Origin of the sequence: Massilia eburnea (assembly GCF_050709955.1) — a bacterium.
Classification (GTDB): Bacteria; Pseudomonadota; Gammaproteobacteria; order Burkholderiales; family Burkholderiaceae_D; genus Rugamonas; species Rugamonas eburnea_A.
Genome location: NZ_JBNZFX010000003.1, coordinates 200,615 through 222,532 on the forward strand (window position 1 = coordinate 200,615; position 21,918 = coordinate 222,532).

Genomic DNA, 21,918 nt, shown 5'->3' on the forward strand with positions numbered 1-21,918 from the left:
ATTAGTGTGTTTCCTTTGTAGCGTGTTGCGATCCAATCAAATGCTGCACGACCCGTTCCATCTTCATGAAGCGGGAGCCCTTGATCAATACGGTTGCATCCGGCGTTGCCGCGGCGCTTACGGCCTGCAGCAGCGCGTCGAATTCCTGGTGGTGCTCGGCATGTGGCGCCATGTGGGCGGCCAGCGTGCCGGTGGCGAAGAAGTGCTCGATGCCTTTCGTCGCAGCATAGGCGGCGACTTCTTCGTGAAACTCCTTGCCCTGCGTGCCGACTTCGCCCATGTCGCCCAGCACCAGCACACGCGGTGCCTTGGCCTTGGCCAGCACGTCGATGGCAGCGCGCACCGAATCGGGGTTGGCGTTATAGGTGTCGTCGATCAGCAGCGCGCCGTTGGCGGCCTGCTTTTTCTGCAGCCGGCCGTTTACAGGCGCGAACGCTTCCAGTCCTGTGCGGATGGTGGAAGTATCGATGCCGGCGGCATAGGTGCAGGCAATCGCGGCCAGCGCATTGCGCACATTGTGTTCGCCTGCAGCCTGCAGCGAGACGCTGAAGTGGCGCTGCACCGCGTCCGGCGCGGAGAACGACGCCGCGGCGCCATGGCCGGCAGCGTGCGCATTGGCTGCCGGGCGCACGGTCACTTCCAGCTCGGAGCCGAAGTCGCCGGCGGCGTAGGTGCAGCTCACGTTGGCGGCCGCATCCAGTCCGAAGGTCAGTACGCGTCGGCCGACGGACAGCTCGCGCCAGATCGGGGTAAATTCGTCGCCATGCGGGAACACGGCCACGCCATCGCCCGGCAATGCCGTCAGCACACTGCCGTTTTCGCGCGCCACCGCTTCCACGGTGTGCATGAATTCCTGGTGCTCGCGCTGGGCGTTGTTCACCATGCCGATGGTCGGCGCGGCGATCGCGCTCAGGCGGCCGATCTCGCCCGGATGGTTCATGCCCAGTTCCACCACGGCGGAGCGGTGCGAAGCATTCAGGCGGAACAGCGTCAAGGGCACGCCGATCTCGTTGTTCAGGTTGCCGCGCGTCGCCAGCCGGCCGTCTTCGCCATGGGCGGCGGCCAGGATGGAGGCGATCATTTCCTTGACAGTGGTCTTGCCGTTGGAGCCGGTCACGCCGATCAGCGGCAGCGCAAACTGCTGGCGCCAGTAGTTGGCGATCTGGCCCAGCGCCACCAGGCTGTCCGGCACCACGATGGCCGGCAGGGTCCAGCCTTCCGGCAGCTGCTCGACGACGACCGCGACGACGCCCTTGTCGATCACCTGCTGCAGGAAGTGGTGGGCGTCGAACACTTCGCCGCGCAGGGCCACGAACAACTGGCCGGCGCCGGCGGTGCGGGTGTCGGTCGACACGCCGTCGAAGTCCAGCGCCAGCGCGGCGTCATTGGACAGCACGCCGTGATGCAGGTGCGCGCCGCTCAGCGCAGGCAGGATATGGGCGATCGTGCTGCGCATCAGTGCGGCCTCATCATGGTCAGGCGTGCAGACAACGCAAGCTGGGCGTGCTCGGCGTCCGAGAACGGCATCTTGCGGCCCTTGATTTCCTGGTAGGGCTCATGGCCCTTCCCTGCCAGCAGGATCACGTCCGCCTTGCCGGCATTGCGCACGGCGGACAGGATTGCCGCGGCGCGGTCTTCCACCGTCAGGAATTCGGAATTCGGATGTTGCGGGTCCATGCCCGCCACGATCTGGCGAATGATTTCGGCTGGATCTTCGCTGCGCGGGTTGTCGCTGGTGACCAGCACATGCTCCGCCATCTGCGAGATCCTGCCCATCTGCGGACGCTTGCCCGGATCGCGGTCGCCGCCGCAGCCGAACACGCACCACAGGTGGCCGCCACGGTCGGCCACCACGGAACGCAGCGCCTGCAGCGTCTTTTCCAGCGCATCGGGCGTATGGGCGTAGTCGATCACGACCATCGGCGCCTCCTGGCCGCCGATCTGCTGCATGCGCCCTGGGGCCGGCTGCAGCGATTCGATGGCGTCGATGGCAGTGCGGAAGGCGACTCCTTTCGCCAGCAGCGCGGCCAGCACGGCCAGCGCATTGCTCACGTTGAACGGCCCCACCAGCTGGGTGCGCACATGGGCATGGCCGAAGGTCGAATCGAGGTTGAATTCCGTGCCCAGGTTGCGGCTGCGCAGCGCACTGGCGCGCAGCATCGAAATACCCGGCACATTCGCCTGCGCCTTGATGTCTTTCAGCGTGTAGCCGATGATGGCCGGCTTGCGCGCCGCCTTGGAAGCCTTGATGTGCGCCACCAGGCGGTGGCCCATCGGGTCGTCCAGGTTCACCACGGCGTGCTTCAGGCCAGGCCAGTCGAACAGGATGGTCTTGGCGGCTTCGTAATTCGCTTCGTCGCCGTGGTAATCCAGGTGGTCGCGGGTCAGGTTGGTGAACACCGCCACATCGAAATGCATGCCGTCGGTGCGGCCCTGGTGCAGGCCGATGGAGGAAGCCTCGATCGCCAGCGCCTGGGCGCCGTCGGCATGCACTTCGTTCAGCTTGCGTGCCAGCAGCACGGCATCCGGCGTGGTGTAGCCGGTTTCGTCGAATTCCACTTCGCCGCGGGCACGGAACATGCCCACGCCCAGCGTGCCGATGACCGCGGTCGTTTCGCCAATCTTGGCCAGCGCCTGGCCGGTCCACACCGCGCAGGAGGTCTTGCCATTGGTGCCGGTGACGGCCACGGTGAACATGTTCGCATCGGGCTGGCCATACCAGGCGTGCGCGATCGGGCCGGCCTGCTTCTTCAGGCCCGGCACGGCAAGGTGCGGCACGGCATGAGCGGCATCCCAGGCGTACCCGGTGTCGTCGTACAGCACGGCGGCGGCGCCGTTGGCGATGGCCGCGGCGATAAAGCTGCGGCCATCCTTGGCGTCGCCGGGATAGGCGAAGAAAACGTCGCCAGCCTGGATGCGGCGCGAGTCCGATGCCAGCTGCGCGTTTGGCGCAGCATCCCGCATCCAGTCGATAATTTCTTGATGATTCATCGTAGTCATTTACATGGCCTCCGGTCCGGTGTCCGCCGGCACCACGATTTCGGTGACGTTGGAGTCAGGAGGCACATTGGAGGCGCGCAATGCATTGATTGCGACAGCCGCAAAAGTTGGTGCTGCGACCGAGCCGCCGAAGTGGCCGTTCTGGGTCGGTTCGTCGATCATGACCGCAATGATGAAGCGCGGCGCCGACATCGGCACCATGCCGACGAAGGAGCCGATGTACTTGCGCGGCATCGCGTAGCGGCCGTTCTCCACCTTGTAGGCGGTGCCGGTCTTGCCGCCCACGCGGTAGCCCGGAATCTGCGCCTTCTTGGCGGTGCCGTCCTTGCCCGACACCACGTTCTCCAGCATTTCGCGCATCTGCGCGGCGGTCTGGGGCTTGATGATCTGCTGGCCCAGCGGCTCTTTTTCGACCTTCTCAAACGACAAAGGAATGGTGTCACCATTCCGGGCAAACATCATGTACGAGCGCGCCAGCTGTATCAGCGACACCGAGATACCGTTACCGTAACTCATGGTCGCCTGTTCGATCGGCCGCCATGATTTATAAGGCCGCACCCTTCCCGCCACCGCCCCGGGGAAGCCCCACTTGGGCTGCTGGCCGAACCCGACCTTGGTGAACATTTCCCACATATCCTGGGCCGGCATGCTGAGTGCGATTTTCGACGTGCCGATATTGGACGACATTTCAATGATCTGCCCCACGTTGATCACGCCGTGCGCCTTGGTATCGGAGATCGTGCGGTCGGCGATGGTGAGCTTGCCGCCGCCGGTATCGATGAAGGTATTCGGCTTGACGCGGCCGCTATCCAGCGCCAGCGCCACCGTGATCGGCTTCAGCGTCGAACCCGGTTCGAAGGTGTCGGTCATCACGCGGTTGCGCAGTTGGGCGCCGGTCAGGTTGCGGCGGTCGTTCGGGTCGTAGCTTGGGTAGTTGGCCAGCGCCAGCACCTCGCCGGTATGCACGTCCAGCACCACCGCGCCACCGGCCTTGGCACCGAAGTGCTCGACCGCGGATTTCAATTGGGTGTAGGCGATGTACTGGATCTTGCTGTCGACCGACAGCAGCACGTCATTGCCGTTGTGCGGTTCCACCTTGCCGCCGATGTCTTCGACGATGCGGCCCTGGCCATCCTTGATGACGCGGCGCGAACCGGGCTTGCCGACCAGGTTGGACTGCTGCGCCAGTTCCATCGACTCCTGGCCCTTGTCATCCACATTGGTGAAGCCGACCATATGCGTCATCACCTCGCCTTGCGGGTAGAAGCGCTTGTATTCGGGCCGGATATCCATGCCGTCCAGGTCCAGCGCCTTGATCTTGTCGGCGGTTTCCACCTCGACCTGGCGTTTCAGGTAGACCAGGTTGCGGTCCGAATCGAGCTTCTTGCGCAGCTCGGCCTCGCTCATCTCCAGCAAACCGGCCAGGGCGCGGATCTTTTCTTTCGGCGCAGCCAGCAATTCGTCCGGCGCGGCCCAGATGGCGCGCACCGGGATCGACGAAGCCAGCACCTGGCCATTGCGGTCGGTGATCTTGCCGCGCACGGCCGGCAATTCCTGCGTGCGCTGGTAGCGGTTGGCGCCCTCTTTCTGCAGGAACTGCGACTGGCTGGAAGTCCCTTGCAGCCAGACCGCGCGTGCCGCCAATGCCCCGAAGGCGATAAACATCCCGAACAGCACGACGCGCGAACGCCAGCTTGGCAGGCGCACCGCCAATACCGGGCTCTTGGAGAAGGCCACGCCCTGCGAGCGCGCCACGCGCGCCGTCCCGTTTCCGCCGCTGGAGCGCATCACTTTTCGCCCTCCGTCAGGTATTGGGTACGGTTCGGCGTGAGCTGGGTCATGTTCAGTTCACGGCGCGCGATTTCCTCGATACGGGCATGCTTGCCCAGCGTCGACTGGTCGAGCTGGAGCTGGGCCCATTCGGTATTGAGCTGGCGTGCCTGCGCTTCCGCGCGCTCCTTATCCACGAACAGGTGGCGCGCCTGGTATTGCGCGTTAACGGCCGACAGGCCGCAAGCGACCAGCAGTGCCGTCAACACGATATTGATCTTGTTGCTCATGGCACGCCTCCGCTCGCAGGCAGGCGCATGGCAACCCGCATCACGGCCGAACGGGCGCGCGGGTTTTCATCGACCTCCTTATCGGACGGCTTGATGCGCGCCAGCAGCTTCAGTTCCGGCTGCGGCAGGTCGACCGCCCTGATCGGCAGGCGCCGGTCCGGCTGCTCCACCTTGGCCTTGGAAGCGAGGAACTGCTTGACCATGCGGTCTTCCAGCGAATGGAAGCTGATGATGGCCATGATGCCGCCCGGTTTCAGGGCGTCGAACGCCTGGCTCAGGGCCGATTCGAGGTCCTCAAGCTCCTGATTGACGAAAATCCGGATAGCCTGAAAGGTGCGGGTGGCCGGATCTTTGCCCTTCTCGCGAGTCTTGACCGCGCCTGCCACGATACCGGCAAGCTGTCGTGTGCTTGAAATTGGTTCGACTGCCCGGCGAGCAACAATCGCCTTTGCAATCTGAAAAGCAAACCGTTCTTCCCCATAATCCCTTATCACCTTTTCCAGTGTTTTTTCTGATTCCGTGGCCAGCCACTCGGCGGCGGAGATACCGCGCGTGGTATCCATGCGCATGTCGAGCGGGCCATCGTTACGGAAGCTGAAGCCGCGCGCCGCATCGTCCACTTGTGGTGACGAGATGCCGAGGTCCAGCAAAATGCCGTCGACGGCGGGAATGCCGCGTTCGGCCAGTGCATCCGCCATGGTGGCGAAGCTGTCGTGCACGATGGTGAAACGCTTGTCGCCGATGGTTTCGGCGTTGGCGATAGCTTGCAGGTCTTTGTCGAAGGCGATCAGGCGGGCTTCCGGGCCCAGGCGGGACAGGATCAGGCGGCTATGGCCGCCGCGGCCGAAGGTGCCATCTATATAGATGCCGTTGGCGCGCGCGCCGGTCAGGTCGAGCGCATCCACCGCTTCATCTAATAGCACCGTGCGATGCTGGAACTCTGGCACCGAGGTCGTCGTCATATTGAACCGGGCCTCAGAAGGAGAAATCGGACAGGGTATCGGGCATGCCCACCTCGATGGTGGTTTGCTCGTTTTCGGCGCGCTTGACCGGATCCCAGATTTCGAAGTGGGTCAGCATGCCGGACAGCACGACTTCGCGGCCAAGGCCGACGGCGTCGCGCAGTTCAGGGGCAACCAGGATGCGGCCGGCCGAATCCATCTCGACGTCGGCGGCGTTACCCAGCAGGATGCGCTGCCAGCCGCGGGCCGACATCGGCCATGCGGCAATCTGGTCGCGCTTGGCTTCCCAGACATGGCGCGGGTACATCAACAGGCAGCCGTCCGGGTGTTTGGTAAGCGTGAGCCGTCCTTCGCACTGAATCATCAGTGCGTCACGATGCTTGGCCGGGATGGACATCCTGCCTTTCGCATCTAATGTGATCGCGGACGCGCCTTGGAACACGACTTAACCTTCTCTAAAAAATCCCACAAAACTACACTTTTTCACACTATCGCCCACTTTAGAGGAAGCGCACAAGGTGGTCAAGCGAATTTCCCAAGCGAAAACAGCGATTTGTCCAATGAAATTAAGGACTTAGCGGCATTCCTTGAGAAATAGCCGAAGTAAAAACCATTGAGAAATTAGGGACTTATGAAAGATACTGAAAGTGCTACTTCACATGCAGGGCTGGTCAAATGCGGGAAAAATGACTAGAAATAAATCTGGAAAACCGCAGATGGTTGCCTGAAGACAACGACATTTGAGCAAAATAGCAACAAATGGCGTAGACCCGGAAGCACCGGAGAATCACTGCCTGCCGCGCTTTGCGCGCGATCTTTACCCTCGAAAAAAACATGCCGCCCAGTGTGGACTGGGCGGCAATTTGTATAGACAAATGGCGCTGCCGCCGCTTGCCTACATTATACGGCTTGCGCCACTTCTCACTCGTAAGTGACGCCTACCGTGACGCCGCTGAACGGCTGCTTGGCTTCCAGCGTGAGGTAATACCACTGGTTGGCCACCGGGTTCGGAATGCTGATGTTTTCCGCATTGCCGGAGTTGCTGGAAGCGTAATCATAAGACGTGGTGCTTGGGTAGCGGTTCAGGGCCACGTACATGTCCATATTGCCGCTGCCGCCTGCGCTCATGATCTTCACGTTCCTGGCGCCGGCCGGCACCATCAGGTGCAGGTAGCTGCGCGAACCGGAAGACAGGTTGCGGATCGCGCAGTTCTTGCCAAGATAGCTTGGCGACGCCTGGCCGCTGCAGGCCGGCAGGCTGGACACGCTGTCCGGCAGCGGCGGCTCACCGGCGGTGGTGGCCGCGTCGGCCCAGGCCGCGAACTCGCTGTCGTAGCGGCTACCGATGTCGCGCATGAAATCGTTATAGCGCGCATAGTCGCCGACCCGGAACTTGGCCAGCACCTGGTCCACATCGGAACGGTGGCGCTCCATCATGAAGCGGGTCGCCATATAGCCCCAGCGGTAGGCACGGTCCTGGTAGTCCGACATCGCGTAGGTATTGCCGAAGATGTCGCTCAGGCGGTACTTGCGGCTACGCGCCATGTCGATGGCCGGCTGGTTGTTATTCTTCAGCGACAGGTATTCCGCGATACCCTCGATCCACCACACGGTCGGTACCGAAGTGCCTTGGCCAAAGTCGCCGTACATGTCGTAACGGCCGTCCAGGAAGTGCACGTACTCATGCTCCAGGTTCCACACCTTGAAGGTCGGGCGCAGCCACGAAGCCTCATGGGCGATGAAGCGCGCCTGATTGCCCACCACGGACGGATCGCCTTCCAGGTACATGCCGCCGTTATTGGTGTCGATGCCGTAGATCACGCTGGCGTACTTGCTGTAGTTGGTGTAGTCGTCGAACACCACCAGTTCCAGCGCGGTGTTGTTATCATGCGCAACCGGGGTGCGGTTGGTCTGCAGCATGGCGTGGGCATAGCCCTCTTCGGTTGCCAGTGCGGAGCAGATTTCCTGCACCTGCGCCTGGGTCACGTCCTGCGCGCGCAGGCGCAGGGTCGGGCTGCAGTTATAGCTGGTCTTCAGCACCGCATTGGCCAACTGGTCTTCGTAGTTGCACACGCCATACTGCGCGCAATTGCCGTTGTCGTAGTACTTCACAGCCGATGCTGCCGCCAGCCACATGCCGCTGTCGGCGCCCAGCATGGTGCTGCTGTTCAGGGTGTTCTGCACCATCGGCTTGACCTGCGCCTTCAGGCCGGCGTACTGCATGAAGCGGAAGGTTTCGTTCGATGCATCGGTCAACTGGTAGGCGGCATTGCTGTTCAGCAGGGCTGGCTTGTTGTTGGTGATGAACTTGTACAGTGCGTTGGCATAGGAAATGTCGTTCGACAGGATGGTGCCCACCTCGGGCATCGCATGGGCGCGGAACAGCACGGTCAGCGCACCGGTCATGCCCGCGCCGGCGCTGTCCTGCTTCAACAGCTCTGCCGGCCCTGGCGCCGTGGCCGAGCTGTTGGTGAACCGGGCCACGGTTGCTTTCGCGTCGGGCAGGAACTGCACTTCGTCGTGCATATTGGTGACCAGCTTCCAGGTTTCGCCTGCCGTGCTAGGCGCTACGGTGTTGTTGGCGTACAGGCCGCTGCCCTGCACCAGGCCGTGGATGGCCGTGCGCAGCGGAGCGCGCACCGATTCGGTCAGGGCCGGAATGGTGCCGCCGCTGGCCTGGTAATAGCCGGCGCGCAGGTACAGCACCAGGTTCACCAGCTTCATATTGCTGCCGTTGTAGCTGGCCGCTTCGCTGGCCAGGCGGCTGGCGACGGCGCTCACGTTGGCACTGGAGTAGATGCTGGCGGCCAGCGCCGGCGCGGCGGAAAACAGCGGATAGGTGCACTCATAGTCCGGCAGCGTGGCCACGTATTCGGCCAGTGCCGCGCCGCTGTAGCTGGCCAGGGTGTTCATGTCCTTGCACTGCGGCGTTGCGGCCATCGGCGCCATGCTGGTCTTCAGGCTGCGCGGCATCAGGTCATTGCGCGGCTTGCGCGTTGGCGCCAGGTCGTACTTGCTCTGTTCCACCGATGGCGGCAGGGTTTGCCGCTGGTGCGGCGCGGGCGGCTGATGCAGCTTGTTACCGCTATCGGCCTGGGCTTGCGCGGCGAGCAGCAGGGCTGCGGCGCCGATTACTTTCAACATCATGTCTCCACCTCTTCTGTTATGTAATGGGAGCGCCCATGCTAACGAGGAGAGGTGGCGCGATTTCAATCGTGCGCGCCGTTATGGTGATTTCGCCGCTTCAGGCAACGGGAACTGCACAGGCGATCGACGAAAAAGCCACAGGGGAACGCGAACCGGAACCGCTGCGGAACTGGCTTGGCGTATAACCCGTCATCGCCTTGAACTGGCGGCTGAAGGCGCTGTGGTCGGTGTAGCCGCATTCGCGCGCGATGTCGGCGATGCTGCGCGCAGGGTAGGCTTCGATCAGCGCCAGCGCGCCTTCCAGCCGCGATTGCAGCAGGAGCTGGCGCGGGCTGTAGTGGAAGACTTTCTGGAACAGGCGCTCAACACGCGCCAGCGACAGGCCTTCTTCGCGCGCCAGGTCGGCCAGGTTCAGTTGCATGTGGAAGTTGTCGCGGATGCGCTGCGCAATGCGCGCCACCTGGCGGTACACTGGATGCTGTTCGTCCACCAGGCCCAGGTCGTGCGAGGTGCCGACCAGGCCGACGATATCGCCTTGCTCGTTGCGCAGCGGGGCCTTGTGGGTCAGGCACCAGCCGCGGCGGCGGTTCGGGTACAGGTGCAGTTCCAGGTGCTTCTCGATGGTTGCGCCCATGTCGATCACCTGCCGATCCTGCGCCTCATAGGCGGCGGCGAGCGGGCGCGGATGCACGTCCATCACGGTCTTGCCGAGGATGTCGGACTTGCTGCGCAAGCCGCAGCGGCGGGCCAACGTGTTGTTGACGGCCACATAGCGGCCGTCGCGATCCTTCACGAAGAAGGCTACTTCAGTCATCGCGTCGAACAGTTTCTCGATCGCGTCCAGCTCCACGTTCCAAGGACGGTCCGTCATAAAGGTGTCTCCCATGCTTTGGCGCGCTCTGTGGCGCGATTCCATTTTGCCAGCAACTCGGCCCGCTGGTCATCCCCCATCGATGGGGTGAAGCGGCGCTCGCAGGCCCACTGCCTGGCGATTTCTTCCTGCGATTCCCAAAAGCCGACGGCCAGGCCGGCCAGGTAGGCCGCGCCCAGCGCCGTGGTTTCGGTGACCTTCGGGCGCAGCACGGGAACGCCAAGAAGGTCGGATTGGAACTGCATCAGCATGTCGTTGCGGGCGGCGCCGCCGTCGGCGCGCACCTCCGTCACCGGCATCGCCGCATCTTTCTGCATGGCCGCCAGCAGTTCGGCGCTCTGGTAGGCGATCGATTCGACCGCGGCGCGCGCGATGTGCGCCTTGTTGCTGCCGCGCGTCAGGCCGACGATGGTGCCGCGCGCATACGGGTCCCAGTGCGGCGCGCCGAGGCCGACAAAGGCCGGTACCAGGAACACGCCGCCGCTGTCAGGCACGCTGTTGGCCAGCGCTTCCACGTCGCCCGATTGCTGGATGATGCCAAGGCCGTCACGCAGCCATTGCACGGTGGCGCCGCCCATGAAGACCGAGCCTTCCAGCATGTAATCGGTGGCGCCATCGACGCGCCAGCCCACGGTGGAGAGCAGGCGGTTGTGCGAGGTGCGCGGGTGGCGGCCGGCGTGCATCAGCATGAAGCATCCGGTGCCGTAGGTATTCTTCACCATGCCCGGCTTGTGGCAGGCCTGGCCGAAGGTGGCAGCCTGCTGGTCGCCGGCGATGCCGGCCAGCGGGATCGCATGGCCGAACAGCGCTTCGCGCGTGGCGCCGACTTCTTCGCTGGAAGACACCACTTGCGGCAGCATTTCCTGCGGGATGTCGAACAGCTGCAGCAAGTCCGCGTCCCAGCGCATCAGGTGGATATTGAACAGCATGGTGCGCGAGGCATTCGACACGTCGGTCACATGCACGCCGCACAGCTTCCAGGCCAGCCAGCAGTCGATGGTGCCGAAGCACAGCGCGCCTTTACGCGCACGCTCGCGCGCACCCGGCACGTGGTCCAGGATCCATTTGACCTTGGTGGCGGAGAAGTAGGCGTCCAGCTCGAGGCCGGTCGCATCGCTGATCATTTTCGCCTTGCCGGCGGCGCGCAGCGCTTCGCAGTAATCGGCGGTGCGGCGGTCCTGCCATACGATGGCCGGCGCAATCGGCTCACCGGTCTTGCGGTCCCACACCACGGTGGTCTCGCGCTGGTTGGCGATGCCGATGGCGCGCACCTGTTTTGCATCGACGCCGCGGTCCTGCAGGACCTTGCGGGCCACGGTGATCTGGCTGTTCCAGATTTCGTTGGGGTCGTGCTCAACCCAGCCTGGCTGGGGGAAATGCTGGGGAAATTCCTGCGCCGCGCATCCTGCGATGTTGCCCTCGTGGTCGAACAGGATCGCGCGCGAACTGGTTGTGCCCTGGTCCAGGGCGAGGATGTATTGAGTCATCTCTCACGAATTAGTTGAAGCAAGCCGATAGGCCGGATTTTGTTACGGCACCCGAAGGTGCTATGACAGCCATTCCTCTAGGCGACGGATTACTCCGCCGCTCAAGCTTTCTACCCGCACGCTCCGCGAGCAACATCATCGCGTGCCTATTTGAAATTGCACCAGGTGGAGGTTACCGCGTTTCACCGTAACTTAATACGCTCGTCTCTGTGGCCCTATTCCTCGCCTTATACCACCTCCAGCGTACAAGTACGCTGGAGCAGGCTTTCAGCGGACGGCCGTTAACCGTCACCCCGCTCTGTGGAGTCCGGACCTTCCTCCCGCCCATGTCTTGCGACATGAGCCAGCGGCTGTCTGGCTTGCTTCGGGCGTTATTCTACATCATTGGTGTCAGCTCCTGATACCTGACACCAACCATAAAACGGTGTCGCATTTCGAAAAGCTATTTCTCCAGAGCAGGCATAGAATGCCAAATCCATGTATAAGAAGGCAAGTACCATGACGCAAACTCCTCGTTCCGGCGGCCAGATCCTGGTCGATGCGCTGCAAGTCCACGGCACCGATACCGCCTTCGGCGTGCCCGGCGAAAGCTACCTGGACGTGCTGGACGCCCTGCACGGATCCGGCATCCGCTTCATCATCAACCGCCAGGAGGGCGGCGCTGCCTTCATGGCCGACGCTTACGGCAAGATGACCGGCAAGCCGGGCATCTGCTTCGTGACCCGCGGCCCGGGCGCCACCAATGCTTCGATCGGCGTGCACACCGCCTTCCAGGATTCGACCCCGATGATCCTGTTCATCGGCCAGGTCGGCAGCGATTTCATGGACCGCGAAGCCTTCCAGGAAGTCGACTACCGCCGCATGTTCGGCCAGATGGCGAAATGGGTGGCCCAGATCGACCGCGCCGACCGCATTCCGGAATACATCGCGCGTGCCTTCCAGGTCGCCACCAGCGGCCGTCCGGGCCCGGTGGTACTGGCCCTGCCGGAAGACATGCTGACCGCGAAAGCCAGCGTGGCCGACACCCGCGCCTATGTGCCGACCCAAGGCGCGCCTTCCGCGCCGCAGATCGCACAACTGCGCCAGATGCTGTCCGAAGCGAAACGCCCGCTGCTGCTGCTGGGCGGCGGCGGCTGGAACCAGCAGGCCACGTCCGACATCCGCAAATTCGCCGAAGCGAACCACCTGCCGGTCGGCTGCGCCTTCCGCTTCCAGGACCTGCTGGACAATGCGCACCCGAACTACATCGGCGACGTCGGCATCGGCATCAATCCAAAGCTGGCCGCCCGCGTGAAAGAAGCCGACGTGCTGATCGCCATCGGCCCGCGCCTGGGCGAAATGACCACCAGCGGCTACTCCATCATCGCCTCGCCGGTGCCGCAACAGCGCCTGGTGCACATCCACGCCAGCCCGGAAGAACTGGGCAGCGTGTATCAGGCTGAAATGATGATCGCCTCCGGCATGCCGCAGGCCGCGGCCATGCTGGCTGCCATGGAGCCGGTCGATGCGAGCGCATGGCGCGACAGCGTCGAGCAGGCGCGCGCCGAATACAACGCCTGGCAGCAGCAGCCGTCGATCTTCAAGGACAACAACGCCCCATTGAACCTGTGGCAGGTAGTGCAGGAGCTGAAGGCCCAATGCCCGGCCGACACCGTCATCACCAACGGCGCCGGCAACTACGCCACCTGGGCGCACCGCTACTGGCCTTACGGCGGCATGCGCACCCAGCTCGCGCCGACCAGCGGCGCCATGGGCTACTCGGTACCATCCGGCGTAGCCGCCAAGATCATCGACCCGGAGCGCACCGTCGTGACGTTCGCGGGCGACGGCGAATACCTGATGAACGGCCAGGAACTGGCTACCGCCGTGCAATACAAGGCGGGCGTGGTCATCATCGTGTTCAACAACCAGATGTTCGGCACCATCCGCATGCACCAGGAGCGCGAATACCCTGGCCGCGTTTCCGGCACCACGCTGCACAACCCGGACTTCGCCGCAGTGGCACGCGCTTTTGGCGGCCATGGCGAAACCGTTGCCGCCACCGAGGAATTCGCGCCTGCCCTGCAGCGCGCCCTCGCCTTCACCCGCGAGCAGAACCTGCCGGCCATCATCGAGCTGCGCTACGACGGCAACCTGATCACCCCGGGCGCCACCCTCGACACCCTGCGCCAGCAGGCTGTCGCCGCCGGCAAGTAATCATTCCCTGCCCTGCCGCTTCGGCGCGGGGCAGGCCTTGCAGGCCCTGGCTGTGCGGCTGAAGTCGCGCACTTTCGACAGCACCATCGGCTGCGACTGGTCGTCGCAATAGCCGCCCTCCAGCGTCAGGGTTTCGCCGCCGGGCGAAAATTTGCCGCTGATGGTGCGCTCCTCCTCGCCCTCCTGCACGGTGAAATACATCATCTTGCCGCGCGGGTCGACATTCACATCGGTCGCCACCAGCGGCCAGCTCAGGCCACCGGCCGTATATTCGTAAATCACCGTATCGACTTCGGCAAAACGCTGCAGCGTCATGCGCTGGCCGCCATATTCGCCGCTGCCTTCGTGCACGCACAGGTCGGAGTAGACCACCACGCCGTAGCGCGGCAGGCCGCCGGCCTTGTTGGCCGCCAGCGCGGCAGGCAAGACTGTGACTGAAGCGAGCAGCAGCGCGCTGCCGATGCGATGTGAGGTTTTCATTTCAGCATTGTAAAAAAAAAACGGCTGCACGAGGCAGCCGTTTTGACCTGCAACTGGCAGATATTAGAAGGTGTGACGGATGCCTACGTTGTAAGCGGAGTCGCCGGAGCCGGATTCAGCGTTGTTGCCAACGGTGAAGGAAGCGCCGTTACGGTTCTTGATTTTGCCGTAGGACATGTAGGTGGTGGTACGTGGCGACAGTTTGTGCAGGTAGCCGATTGCGAACTGGTTGGCATCGCGGTTGGCGATTTCACGGTCATCCGCGCGGGCGACGGAAGCCACCAGGGAGCCAGCTGCCGACACAGGCACGGTCGCGCCCAGCAGGTAGTTGCGGCTGTCGGTCGAAGGAGCCACTGCTGCTGCGGTGTAAGCGGTACCATTAGGGTATGCAACGCTGCTCAGGCCCTTGTTGACACCGAACATACCGAAGGCTTTAACGACTTTGAAGTCGTAGTTCACAGCCAGCAGGGTGTTGCGGCCAATGTCACGGCCGGTCACGATGTTGTTGGCAACGGTGTCGTTGTTACGGTTGTTGTAGGCCAGGCGGGCGTTGAAGTCGCCGTTCTGGTAGCCGATCGACGCGCCCAGTTGACGGCCGGTCGAGGATTCTTTCTGTTCGCCGGCAGCGTAGAACACTTCAGCGGTGATGCCCATCAGGTCTGGCGACTTGTAGTACACGGAGTTGCTGTTGCGTACGTTGATGCCGTTTGCTGGGAAGATGTTCTTAGCCGAACCGGACAGGCCAGCCTGGAACGGATCGCCAACTTGCACGAAGGCGTTGTACCAAGGGGGTGTACTGGCGGCCCAGGGTCAGGGTACCAGCCGATTTGGACACCAGGCCTACGTAAGCCTGACGCTGGAATACGGAACCGGACACGTCGGATTCACCGGTGTCGCCTTTGATGCCGCCTTCCAGCAGGAACACTGCGGACAGGCCGCCACCCAGGTCTTCGGTGCCTTTGAAGCCGATGCGCGATGCATTGGCGACGCCGGACGACACTTTGGTCACGTTACCGTTCTTGCCACCGTGTTCGGACACGATGCCGGCATCCATGATACCGAAGATGGTTACATTCGACTGGGCGTATGCGCTACCGGATGCTGCTGCCAGGACTGCGAGGGAAATCAGGGTTTTCTTCATGATGTGCTTCTTCCTTTTGTTTACTTTGTTATCGATCACCAGGGCTCTCCGGCACTGATCGCCCGCCATTTTATATGATCTCAATATTTCCTGCTATTCACGTAGTAATACGTATTGCAAGATGACGGCTTTTGCTACTGCAAACCGAATAAAATTTATCTAACTTGAAACTTTTTTGTTCAGGACATAATTCACACTTTCCAGGCTTTTGGGGGCTAAACGCGAAGTGCCAACATTGTGTCATGGACAAGGACCGCGAACCCCGGTTTCATAGTGAAACTGCCCTGCACCGTAGGCAACTTTCGAGCGGACTTCGGCGTTAGAATGCAAGTCGCGTATCAATCTGGGGGCGCTGGCGGCGAATGAAAACGAGTGCGATTTCTGTAACAATTCCATCCACCATCAGCGACGTGGAACGGGACACCGGGCTGGCCAAGGAAACTTTGCGGGTCTGGGAGCGCCGTTACGATTTCCCCCGCCCCGAGCGCGACACGTTCGGAGAGCGAGTCTATCCAAGCGAACAAGTAATTAAATTGAGATTGATCAAGAGATTGATTGATCAGGGCTATCGTCCCGGCAAGGTCATCGGCTATTCGGCTGATGAATTGCAGGCCTTGGCGCAGAAGAGCGGCGCCAGCCAGAGGGAGCAGGCCGCGCCCGACCCCGAACTGCAAGCCTATATAGATTTGTGCAAATCGCATCAAATGGAAGCATTTCGCCGCAAACTGACGCAGGCGATGCTGGTGATGGGCTTGAAGAACTTCGTCACCAAGCTGGTCGCGCCGCTCGCCACACTGGTGGGCGAAGCCTGGGCTTGTGGCCAGTTCGCGGTATTTGAAGAGCATTTGTTTGCAGAATCGGTGCAGATCGTGCTGCGCAGCGCGGTTTTCTCGGTGCCGCAGGTAAACCACAGCAGTGCAGCGCCGCGTCCGCGCGTGCTGTTAACCACCCTACCCCAGGAGCGCCACGGCCTGGGCCTGCTGATGGCCGAGGCCATGTTCGCTGCCGAAGGCGCGCAATGCATCCCGCTTGGGGTTCAGACGCCGCTGCCTGACATTGTCGAGGGCGCGCGCGCCCTGCAGGCCGACATCGTTGCGCTGTCGTTTTCCGCCACCATGAATCCGCGCCACGTCAGCGACAGCCTGCGCGAATTGCATGCCCGCCTGCCGGAACAGGCCGAGATCTGGGCCGGCGGCAACAACTTCGCCTTGCGCAAGCGCCCGCCAAGCCATGTGACGGTGTGCGAACTGGAGGAAATCTGCGCGGCCGTCACCGCATGGCGGCAGCGCCAACGGCAAGCCCTCAGCTAGCCTCTGGTAGAATACGCGGTTCGATTGAAGGACCCTCTGCCAACCTGTCCATGTTCAGTTTTTTCAAGAAGAAACCGGTCGCGCCGGAAGCCGCGCCAACGGCACCGGCCGCCACCCCTGCGGTCGCTGCTCCTGCCGTGCCGGCCAGCACCGAGACTGCGGCGCCGCTGGCGTTTGAAGTCGAAACCGCCGCCAGGCCCGAACCCAAGCAAAGCTGGATGAGCCGCCTGAAGGCCGGCTTGTCGAAAACTTCCGCCAACCTGTCCATCCTGTTCGTCGGCGCCAAGATCGACGACGACCTGTACGACGAGCTGGAAGCGGCGCTGCTGATGTCCGATGCCGGCGTCGACGCCACCCAGTACCTGCTCGATGCACTCAAGCGCAAGGTCAAGGAAGACAAGCTGCTCGACGCTGCCCAGGTCAAGGAGGCGCTCAAGCAGTTGATGATCGACCTGCTGCAGCCGCTGCAAAAGCAATTCGAACTGGGCCGCCACCAGCCACTGGTGATGATGATTTCCGGCGTCAACGGCGCAGGCAAGACCACCACCATCGGCAAGCTGGCCAAGCATATGCAGGCCCACGGCCAGTCGGTATTGCTGGCTGCCGGCGACACTTTCCGCGCGGCTGCCCGCGAACAGCTGATGGTGTGGGGCCAGCGCAACAACGTCACGGTGATTTCCCAGGAATCGGGCGACCCGGCTGCCGTGTCCTACGACGCAGTGCAGTCCGGCAAGGCGCGCGGCACCAATGTGGTGATGATCGATACCGCCGGCCGCCTGCCGACCCAGCTGCACCTGATGGAAGAGCTGAAGAAGATCAAGCGCGTGATCGGCAAGGGCATGGAAGGGGCGCCGCACGAAACCCTGCTGGTAATCGACGGCAATACCGGCCAGAATGCACTGGCCCAGGTCAAGGCCTTCGACGACGCACTGCAACTGTCCGGCCTGATCATCACCAAGCTCGACGGCACGGCGAAAGGCGGCATCCTGGCTGCCATCGCCCGCGTCCGCCCGGTTCCGGTGTACTTCATCGGCATCGGCGAGAAGATTGAAGACCTGCAGCCGTTCAATGCAGCTGAATTTGTTGAAGCACTGCTCGCCTAAGCGGCCGACATGATCGAATTCCAGCACGTCAGCAAACAGTATTCTCCCGACGGTGTCGCCCTGCGCGACATTTCCCTCACCATTGCCAAAGGCGAGCTGGTGTACCTGGCCGGCCCTTCCGGCGCCGGCAAGTCGACCCTGCTGAAGATGATCGCCGCCATGGAGCGCCCGAGCTCCGGCAAGGTACTGGTGAATGGCCAGGACATCGGCGCCCTGAAACGTGCCGGCATTCCTTTCCTGCGCCGTAACCTGGGGCTGATCTTTCAGGAACAGCGCCTGCTGAACGACCGCAGCGTGCTGGCCAACGTCATGATGCCGCTGCTGGTGACCGGAGCGGCGCGCTCGGCCGCGGAACAGCGCGCCCGCGCCGCGCTCGACAAAGTCGGCCTGCTGGACCGTGCCGATGCCCAGCCGCTGGCCCTGTCCGGCGGCGAGCAGCAGCGCGTGTCGATCGCCCGCGCCATCGTCAACCGTCCGCAAATCATCCTGGCCGACGAGCCAACCGCCAATCTCGACCGTGCCAGCGCCAGCAAGGTGATCGATGCGCTGCACGCCTTCCACTCGGTGGGCGTGACTTGCCTGATTTCCTCGCACGATGAGCAGATCCTGGACGCGGCGGCGCGCGTGATCCATCTCGAACGCGGCGAACTGATGAAAGAGGCAGCATGAGCAGCTGGCTGCGCCACCACTGGTTCGCCCTCGGCTCCGCGCTGGTGCATGTGCGCCGGGCGCCGGGCTCTTTCCTGTTCAATATCCTGGTGGTCGCGATTGCGCTGGCCCTGCCCTTCATGGGCGTGACACTGCTCGACAACGTGCGGCCGATGTCCGGCCACATGGGGGTGGAACCGGAACTGAGCGTCTTCATCAAGGCCGACACCCCGCGCGAGCAGGCCGCCGGGCTGGCGTCGTCGCTGCGCAGCATTACGCCGCAGGCCAAGATCATCTTCAAGACCCGCGAAGCGGCGCTGGAAGAGCTGAACGCCAAGAACGGCCTATCCGACGTGGTGGCAACCCTGGGCGAAAACCCGCTGCCGGACAGCTATGTGATCAAGCTGAATGCCTTCCAGAATGCGGCAGAAGGGGCCCGGATCGACAGCATTGCCGAGCAGATGCGCGCCTTGCCGGGCGTCGAATCGGTGCAGGTGGATTCGGCCTGGGTCATGCGCCTGGCGGCCATCCTTGGCGTGGTCCGCCAGGCCCTGCTGCTGCTGGCAGTGACGCTTGGCAGCGTGGTGGTGGCGGTGGTCTTCAATACGATTCGCCTGCAGGTGATGACCCAGCGTGAAGAGATCCTGGTTTCCAAGCTGATCGGCGCTTCCGACAGCTTTATCCACCGCCCCTTCTATTACACCGGCGCCCTGCTCGGCCTGTGCGCCGGCGGCGTGGCCCTCGGCGGCGTCGCGCTGGCCCTGCAGCCGCTGAACCGCACTATTGCCGACCTGGCAAGATTGTACGCGTCCGAATTCCAGCTGGTTCCGCTCGATCCGCTGACCACCGCAGCCCTGCTGGCCCTGTCCGCCAGCCTCGGCCTGGTGGGCGCCCTGCTGTCCGTCCAGCGCCACCTGTCGCGCCTGAACTGAAAATGCTCCGTGCGTACCCGCACGGAGCCAACGCCATCCCCGCCGTATCCTGACTTTGATCCAACGCAAGAAATAGCGCTGCGCCGATAGTGTTTTTGCTATCAGAGCCATAAAATCTCAGCGATTGGCACTCACCAAGGGGGAGTGCTAATATATGTTCAGAACGGCATGTTAGAGGTTAAGAATCATTTAAGTTCTGTCGTGCATGCTGGTAACTCTGAAAAGCATTCCCTTCAAGCGAGGATAGATAAGATGACCGCAATAAACGCACTGGTACCTGCCGGCAGCAACGCGCTGACCCTTGGCTTCAGCGGGAGCCTGGGCAATCTGGACGCTTATATTTCGGCCGTCAATCGCTTGCCTATGCTGACCCAAGAGGAAGAAGTGGCGCTCGGCAAGAGCTTGAAGGAAAGGAACGATATCAAGGCCGCGGAAACGCTGGTGACTTCCCACCTGCGCCTGGTGGTGTCGATCGCACGCGGCTACCTGGGTTACGGCCTGCCGCACGGCGACCTGATCCAGGAAGGCAATATCGGCCTGATGAAAGCCGTCAAGCGCTTCGACCCTGACCAGGGCGTGCGCCTGGTGTCGTACGCCATGCACTGGATCAAGGCTGAAATCCACGAGTACATCCTGAAGAACTGGCGCCTGGTCAAAGTGGCCACCACCAAGGCCCAGCGCAAGCTGTTCTTCAACCTGCGCAGCCACAAGCAGGGCCTGGACGCCATGTCGCCGGCACAGATCGACGAACTGGCCAAGACCCTGAACGTGAAACGCGAGGACGTGATCGAGATGGAAACCCGCCTGAGCGGCCGCGACATCGCGCTGGAAGCGCCTTCCGACGACGAAGACGACAAGTTCTCCCCGATCGCCTACCTGTCCTCTGACAATATGGAGCCGACCAAGGTGCTGGAAGCGGAGCAGGTGGTGCGCCTGCAGTCCGAAGGACTGGAAACCGCCCTGTCCAAGCTCGATGCCCGTTCGCGCCGCATCGTGGAAGCACGCTGGCTGGCCAATGACGATGGTTCCGGCGCAACGCTGCACACGCTGGCTGAAGAGTTCGGCGTATCGGCCGAGCGTATCCGCCAGATCGAAGCGGCGGCCTTGAAGAAAATGAAAGGGGCGCTGGCCGCCTTTATCTAAGCCGGCTACTCTGGTGAAAGGCACCGTTTCCGCGAGGACCGGTGCTTTTTTTATTTTTAAGCAAACTTTTTAATGTCGGGAATTTTTACATTCCCATATGCAACAGTGACTAAGTCTTTGATATCGATGAACTTTAGTTTCTGGCATAACGATTGCTACATGACTCTTGAGCCTAATCCACTGAGGAGTCACCCATGTTCAAGAAGCTCGCACTGTCCGCAATTTGCGCCCTAGCAGCAAGCTCCGCAGTTGCAGGCCCAACCAAAGACGGTCAGGCCTATGGCAAGCCGTTGCTGCTGTCGACCGACACTACGCTCAGCGCGAGTTGGAATCCGGACGGTGAATCCGTCTGGACCTTCGCCGACTGGCTCCATATCAAGGACCAGGAAGTGCTGTACGTCAAGGTCAATTCCGATACCGTCTTCGACTTCGGCATCAACCCGCCAAACGGCGGTTCCGTGCAAGACTTCGATTTCGACTTCCTCCTCGACGGTTCCTCGGTTACCAAGACCAAGCCCAGCGGATATTCGGCCTATTGGGACGACATCACGCTGGTGGCCGGAGTGGTGTACACCTTCCAGCTGAACTCCCTGAATACCCACGACAACAACACCAACGTTTCCTTCAAGCTTATGGCGGGCAATATCAACGCCCCGACCAACCCGACTGATCCGACCGATCCGACTGATCCAACTGATCCAACCGACCCGACCGATCCAACCGGACCGATCGATCCTCCTGTTACTGCACAAGAAATTCCTGAACCTGCCTCCCTGGCACTGCTTGGCGTCGGGCTGATGGGCCTGGGGGTGGCCCGCCGTCGCCGCACAAAATAAGTTGTGAAAACCAACCATAAAAACTAACGCCCTGCGGGGCGTTTTTTTTTCTTGATCGGGAATATTTACACCCCACTGTTGAGTGGACTCAACAGTGCAACACGGTAGTTTGCGATTTGCTAAGCTGTTCACAGGCCAGAGGAGAACATCATGCAAGCTAGACTGATCTGTCTGGGCATGGCGGGCCTGGTCCTCGCCATTGCCACCGCCTGCGGCTCAACCCGCAGTACTGCCGAGGACGCAGCCAGTCGCCCGGCACCGCGCACCAGCGCCAGCTACGTCCTGGCACAAGGGGAAGTCGTCACGCTGGCTCCTGCCGTCACGCTCAAGCTCGAGCGCGTTAATGACAGCCGCTGTAAAACAGGCGCAGTTTGCGTCTGGGCTGGCTATATCAGCTACAGTTTCGTGTTGACCGACCAGCAGGGCGCCACCAGCTTCGTGCTGGCAGAGGACATGCCGGGCGCCAGCAAGGCAGTGACGCGCAACGGGCTGACCTTCACGCTACAGGGAGTGGAGCCCGCTGAACCGCCATCGCTGAAGGCACCGGCGCCGGATTATCGGGTAAGCTTGCGGGTAAATATTTCCCAGCCCACATAGCTGCC

General features: G+C 62.3%; 20 protein-coding genes and 1 other RNA gene. 8 read left to right on the forward strand and 13 right to left on the reverse strand.

Annotated features, from left to right (window positions below; genetic code table 11):
- Position 1: 1 nt before the first annotated feature.
- The 10 genes from ACQ4MM_RS04070 to rnpB all read right to left on the reverse strand — a co-directional run bounded on the left by ACQ4MM_RS04070 (position 2) and on the right by rnpB (position 11,893).
- Positions 2-1,456 (reverse strand): UDP-N-acetylmuramoyl-tripeptide--D-alanyl-D-alanine ligase, encoded by a 1,455-nt coding sequence (locus ACQ4MM_RS04070; RefSeq protein WP_431476176.1) that lies wholly within the window; start codon positions 1,454-1,456, stop codon positions 2-4.
- Positions 1,456-2,991, reverse strand: coding sequence for a UDP-N-acetylmuramoyl-L-alanyl-D-glutamate--2,6-diaminopimelate ligase (locus ACQ4MM_RS04075; RefSeq protein ID WP_431476212.1), 1,536 nt, complete (start codon positions 2,989-2,991; stop codon positions 1,456-1,458). Before ACQ4MM_RS04075 ends, ACQ4MM_RS04070 begins: the two co-directional genes overlap by 1 nt.
- Before the next feature lie 9 nt (positions 2,992-3,000).
- Entirely contained in the window at positions 3,001-4,788 is a 1,788-nt protein-coding gene (locus tag ACQ4MM_RS04080) for a peptidoglycan D,D-transpeptidase FtsI family protein (RefSeq protein WP_431476213.1), read from the reverse strand.
- A complete protein-coding gene (gene ftsL, locus ACQ4MM_RS04085) occupies positions 4,788-5,060 on the reverse strand; it encodes a cell division protein FtsL (RefSeq protein ID WP_431476177.1) in 273 nt (90 codons plus the stop codon). Before ftsL ends, ACQ4MM_RS04080 begins: the two co-directional genes overlap by 1 nt.
- Complete coding sequence (rsmH, locus tag ACQ4MM_RS04090; protein ID WP_431476178.1) at positions 5,057-6,022, reverse strand: 16S rRNA (cytosine(1402)-N(4))-methyltransferase RsmH; 966 nt, start codon at positions 6,020-6,022, stop codon at positions 5,057-5,059. The genes ftsL and rsmH overlap by 4 nt, the downstream gene beginning before the upstream one ends.
- Positions 6,023-6,035: 13 nt before the next feature.
- Complete coding sequence (gene mraZ, locus ACQ4MM_RS04095) at positions 6,036-6,464, reverse strand: division/cell wall cluster transcriptional repressor MraZ (protein ID WP_431476179.1); 429 nt, start codon at positions 6,462-6,464, stop codon at positions 6,036-6,038.
- 479 nt (positions 6,465-6,943) lie between these two features.
- A complete protein-coding gene (locus ACQ4MM_RS04100) occupies positions 6,944-9,169 on the reverse strand; it encodes a collagenase (RefSeq protein WP_431476180.1) in 2,226 nt (741 codons plus the stop codon).
- A 97-nt stretch (positions 9,170-9,266) separates the two neighbouring features.
- The gene (locus ACQ4MM_RS04105; RefSeq protein WP_431476181.1) at positions 9,267-10,040 is read right to left on the reverse strand and encodes a PAS domain-containing protein; all 774 of its coding nucleotides are present in this window, start codon (positions 10,038-10,040) and stop codon (positions 9,267-9,269) included.
- Positions 10,037-11,527, reverse strand: coding sequence for a glycerol kinase GlpK (glpK, locus tag ACQ4MM_RS04110; RefSeq protein WP_431476182.1), 1,491 nt, complete (start codon positions 11,525-11,527; stop codon positions 10,037-10,039). Before glpK ends, ACQ4MM_RS04105 begins: the two co-directional genes overlap by 4 nt.
- Positions 11,528-11,539: 12 nt before the next feature.
- Positions 11,540-11,893, reverse strand: an RNA gene (rnpB, locus tag ACQ4MM_RS04115) — RNase P RNA component class A.
- Positions 11,894-12,025: 132 nt separating this feature from the next.
- Here rnpB and ACQ4MM_RS04120 point away from each other — a divergent pair.
- On the forward strand, positions 12,026-13,723 hold the full coding sequence (locus tag ACQ4MM_RS04120) for a thiamine pyrophosphate-binding protein (RefSeq protein ID WP_431476183.1): 1,698 nt from the start codon (positions 12,026-12,028) through the stop codon (positions 13,721-13,723).
- Here ACQ4MM_RS04120 and ACQ4MM_RS04125 read toward each other — a convergent pair whose 3' ends face one another.
- From ACQ4MM_RS04125 to ACQ4MM_RS04135, 3 genes are all read right to left on the reverse strand, one after another.
- The gene (locus tag ACQ4MM_RS04125) at positions 13,724-14,203 is read right to left on the reverse strand and encodes a hypothetical protein (protein ID WP_431476184.1); all 480 of its coding nucleotides are present in this window, start codon (positions 14,201-14,203) and stop codon (positions 13,724-13,726) included. It lies immediately after the preceding gene.
- Positions 14,204-14,266: 63 nt separating this feature from the next.
- Positions 14,267-14,974, reverse strand: a complete 708-nt coding sequence (locus ACQ4MM_RS04130; RefSeq protein ID WP_431476185.1) for a porin — start codon at positions 14,972-14,974, stop codon at positions 14,267-14,269.
- Positions 14,928-15,344, reverse strand: coding sequence for a porin (locus tag ACQ4MM_RS04135; protein WP_431476186.1), 417 nt, complete (start codon positions 15,342-15,344; stop codon positions 14,928-14,930). Before ACQ4MM_RS04135 ends, ACQ4MM_RS04130 begins: the two co-directional genes overlap by 47 nt.
- Before the next feature lie 362 nt (positions 15,345-15,706).
- Between ACQ4MM_RS04135 and ACQ4MM_RS04140 the strand changes: the two genes are divergently transcribed.
- From ACQ4MM_RS04140 to ACQ4MM_RS04170, 7 genes are all read left to right on the forward strand, one after another.
- Positions 15,707-16,654, forward strand: coding sequence for a MerR family transcriptional regulator (locus ACQ4MM_RS04140; RefSeq protein WP_431476187.1), 948 nt, complete (start codon positions 15,707-15,709; stop codon positions 16,652-16,654).
- Between the two features lie 50 nt (positions 16,655-16,704).
- A complete protein-coding gene (gene ftsY / locus ACQ4MM_RS04145) occupies positions 16,705-17,757 on the forward strand; it encodes a signal recognition particle-docking protein FtsY (protein ID WP_431476188.1) in 1,053 nt (350 codons plus the stop codon).
- A gap of 9 nt (positions 17,758-17,766) precedes the next feature.
- Positions 17,767-18,426, forward strand: coding sequence for a cell division ATP-binding protein FtsE (locus ACQ4MM_RS04150; protein WP_431476189.1), 660 nt, complete (start codon positions 17,767-17,769; stop codon positions 18,424-18,426).
- Positions 18,423-19,337 carry a permease-like cell division protein FtsX gene (gene ftsX, locus ACQ4MM_RS04155; protein ID WP_431476190.1) on the forward strand — a complete coding sequence of 305 codons (915 nt, stop codon included), beginning with the start codon at positions 18,423-18,425 and terminating at the stop codon, positions 19,335-19,337. Before ACQ4MM_RS04150 ends, ftsX begins: the two co-directional genes overlap by 4 nt.
- Before the next feature lie 252 nt (positions 19,338-19,589).
- Positions 19,590-20,480 carry an RNA polymerase sigma factor RpoH gene (rpoH, locus tag ACQ4MM_RS04160; RefSeq protein WP_431476191.1) on the forward strand — a complete coding sequence of 297 codons (891 nt, stop codon included), beginning with the start codon at positions 19,590-19,592 and terminating at the stop codon, positions 20,478-20,480.
- 194 nt (positions 20,481-20,674) lie between these two features.
- Positions 20,675-21,316, forward strand: a complete 642-nt coding sequence (locus ACQ4MM_RS04165; RefSeq protein WP_431476192.1) for a PEP-CTERM sorting domain-containing protein — start codon at positions 20,675-20,677, stop codon at positions 21,314-21,316.
- 150 nt (positions 21,317-21,466) lie between these two features.
- A complete protein-coding gene (locus ACQ4MM_RS04170; RefSeq protein WP_431476193.1) occupies positions 21,467-21,913 on the forward strand; it encodes a hypothetical protein in 447 nt (148 codons plus the stop codon).
- Positions 21,914-21,918 lie beyond the last annotated feature (5 nt).